Source organism: Sinorhizobium americanum (assembly GCF_001651855.1).
In the GTDB taxonomy this organism is placed as follows: domain Bacteria; phylum Pseudomonadota; class Alphaproteobacteria; order Rhizobiales; family Rhizobiaceae; genus Sinorhizobium; species Sinorhizobium americanum.
On the sequence record NZ_LNQC01000016.1, the window covers coordinates 1 to 3,437 of the forward strand.

Sequence of the window (3,437 nt, forward strand, 5' to 3'; positions counted from 1 at the left end):
CAGCAGATCCTTGGCATCGATCTGGTCGCCGGCCCGGACCAGCACCTCGGCAACGACGCCGTCCTTTTCGGCATGCAGCGCTGTTTCCATCTTCATCGCCTCGATGGAGAGCAGCACGTCGCCGGCCTTGACCGGCTGGCCGGGGTGAACCGCGACGGTCGAGATGACGCCTGGCATCGGCGCGCCGAGATGGGCGGCATTGCCGGCTTCGGCCTTGCGGCGGATGGCGGCGGAGGCGCCGCGGTTGCGGTCCGGCACCTTGATCGAGCGCGGCTGGCCGTTCAGTTCGAAGAACATCTTGACCATGCCCTTCTCATCGATCTCGCCCTGCGCCTGGTTGAGGATGACCAGCGTCTTGCCCTTCTCGATGTCGGCGAAGAGCTCCTCGCCCGGCGCCATGCCGTAGAAATAGGCGGGCGTCGGCAGCACGCTGACCGGACCATAGGTCTCGCAGGCCTGCGCATAGTCGGTGAAGACCTTAGGATACATCAGGTAGGAGGCGAACTCGAAGTCGTCGACGCTGCGGCCGAGCTTCTCCTCGATCGTCTTGCGCTCCTGATCGAGATCGGCGGGCGGCAGCAGCGAGCCCGGCACCGCGGTATAGGGCGCCTCGCCCTTCAGCGCCTTCTTCTGCAGCGCCTCCGGCCAGCCGCCCGGCGGCTGACCGAGATCGCCCTTCAGCATCGACACGACCGAATCCGGGAAGGCGATGTCCTTGGCCGGGTTCTCGACGTCGGCGACCGTCAGGTCCTGGGAGACCATCATCAGCGCCATGTCGCCGACCACCTTCGACGACGGCGTCACCTTGACGATGTCGCCGAACATCTGGTTGGCGTCGGCATAGGCCTGCGCCACCTCGTGCCAGCGGGTCTCCAAACCCAGCGAACGGGCCTGTTCTTTCAGATTGGTGAACTGGCCGCCCGGCATTTCGTGCAGGTAGACTTCCGAGGCCGGCCCCTTGAGGTCGCTCTCGAAGGCCGCATATTGATGGCGCACCGCCTCCCAGTAAAAGGAGATGCGGCGGATCCATTCCGGGTTCAGGCCGGGATCGCGCTCGGTGCCGGAAAGCGCCTCGACGATCGAACCGAGGCAGGGCTGCGAGGTGTTGCCGGAAAGCGCATCCATCGCCGCGTCGACGATATCGGCGCCCGACTCGACCGCCGCCAGCACCGTCGCCGCGGCGATGCCGGACGTGTCATGCGTGTGGAAGTGGATCGGCAGGTCGGTCCCCTCCTTCAGTGCCTTGAACAGCACCCGGGCGGCGGCCGGCTTCAAAAGCCCCGCCATGTCCTTGACGGCGATGATATGGGCGCCGGCCTTTTCGAGTTCCGCCGCAAGATCGGTGTAGTACTTCAGATCGTACTTTGGCCGGGCGGAGTTGAGGATATCGCCGGTGTAGCAGATCGCCGCCTCGCAGATCTTGTTCTCCTCGGCGACCGCGTCCATTGAGACGCGCATGTTGTCGACCCAGTTCAGGCAGTCAAAGACGCGGAACACGTCGATGCCGCCCTTGGCCGCCTGTCGAACGAAGTATTTGACGACATTGTCCGGATAGTTCTTGTAGCCGACGCCGTTGGCACCGCGGAGCAGCATCTGCAGCAGCAGGTTCGGCGCGCCCTCGCGCACCATCGCCAGCCGCTCCCACGGATCCTCAGTCAAAAAGCGCATCGACACGTCGAAGGTGGCGCCGCCCCAGCATTCGAGCGAGAACAGATTCGGCAGTGCCCGCGCATAGGTGCCGGCAATGCGGGCGATGTCATAGGTGCGCATGCGGGTGGCGAGCAGCGACTGGTGGCCATCGCGCATCGTCGTGTCGGTCAGCAGCACCTGTTTCTGCGCCTTCACCCATTCGGCGAATTTCTTCGGCCCGAGCTCGTCGAGCTTCTGCTTGGTGCCGGGCTTCGCCTCGCCATTGATGAACGGCACGACCGGTGCGGCGATATCGTCGTTCGGCTTCGGCCGGCCCTTCGCCTCCGGGTGACCGTTGACGGTGACATCGGCGAGATAGGTGAGGAGCTTGGTGGCGCGGTCCTGGCGCTTGACCTGCTGGAACAGCTCCGGTGTCGTGTCGATGAAGCGGGTCGTGTAGCTGTTGTCCTTGAACTTCGGGTGGCCGATGATCGCCTCGAGGAAGGTCAGGTTGGTGGCGACGCCGCGGATGCGGAATTCGCGCAGCGCCCGGTTCATCCGCTGGATCGCCTCGTGCGGCTTCGGCGCCCAGGCGGTGACCTTTTCGAGCAGCGGATCGTAATAGCGGGTGATCACCGCGCCGGAATAGGCGGTGCCGCCGTCGAGGCGGATGCCGAAGCCGGTTGCGCCGCGATAGGCGGTAATGCGGCCGTAATCCGGAATGAAGTTCTGCTCCGGATCTTCCGTGGTGATGCGGCACTGCAGCGCATGGCCGTTGAGGCGGATGTCTTCCTGCTTCGGCACGCCCGATTCCGGCGTGCCGATCGCAAAGCCGTCGAGGATGTGGATCTGCGCCTTGACGATGTCGATGCCGGTGACGACCTCGGTCACGGTGTGCTCGACCTGTATGCGCGGATTGACCTCTATGAAGTAGAACTTGCCGGTGTCGGCATCCATCAGATACTCGACCGTGCCGGCGCCGATATAGTTCGTCGCCTCGGCGATCTTCAGCGAATAATTGGCAAGTTCCTGGCGCTGGGCCTCGGTCAGATAGGGGGCCGGAGCGCGCTCGACGACCTTCTGGTTGCGCCGCTGGATCGAGCAGTCGCGCTCGAAGAGATGGACGACATTGCCATGCGTGTCCCCAAGGATCTGGCTTTCAACGTGGCGGGCCCGCTCGACCAGCTTTTCCAGATAGACCTCGTCCTTGCCGAAGGCGGCCTTCGCCTCGCGCTTGGCCTCGGTCACCTCGCGGATCAGGTCCTTCGGGTCGCGGATCGCCCGCATGCCGCGGCCGCCGCCGCCCCAGGAGGCCTTCAGCATCACCGGATAGCCGATCTCGTCGGCCAGCCGTTTGATTTCGTCGGCATCGTCCGGCAGCGGCTCGGTCGCCGGCACGACCGGCACGCCGATCGAGATCGCCAGGTTGCGCGCGGCGACCTTGTTGCCGAGTTGGCGCATCGTCTCCGGCTTCGGGCCGATGAAAGTGATGCCGTTTTCAGCACAGGCTTCGGCGAATTCCGGGCTTTCCGAAAGCAACCCGTAGCCCGGGTGGATGGCGTCGGCGCCCGACAGCTTGGCGACGCGGATCACCTCGTCGATCGAAAGATAGCTTTCGATCGGTCCGAGGTCGCGGGCCAAATGCGGGCCGCGCCCGACCTGATAGCTCTCGTCCGCCTTGAAGCGGTGCAGCGCCAGCTTGTCCTCCTCCGCCCATATCGCGACCGTTTTAAGCCCCAGCTCATTGGCCGCGCGGAAGACGCGGATGGCGATTTCGGAACGGTTGGCAACAAGGATCTTCGATATGG

1 protein-coding gene is annotated in these 3,437 nt (G+C 64.6%); it reads right to left on the reverse strand.

Annotation, left to right across the window (positions count from 1 at the left end; translation table 11 throughout):
* Positions 1 to 3,435: pyruvate carboxylase (gene pyc / locus ATC00_RS00135; RefSeq protein ID WP_234782217.1), on the reverse strand; the 3,435-nt coding region annotated here is incomplete at its 3' end.
* Positions 3,436 to 3,437 lie beyond the last annotated feature (2 nt).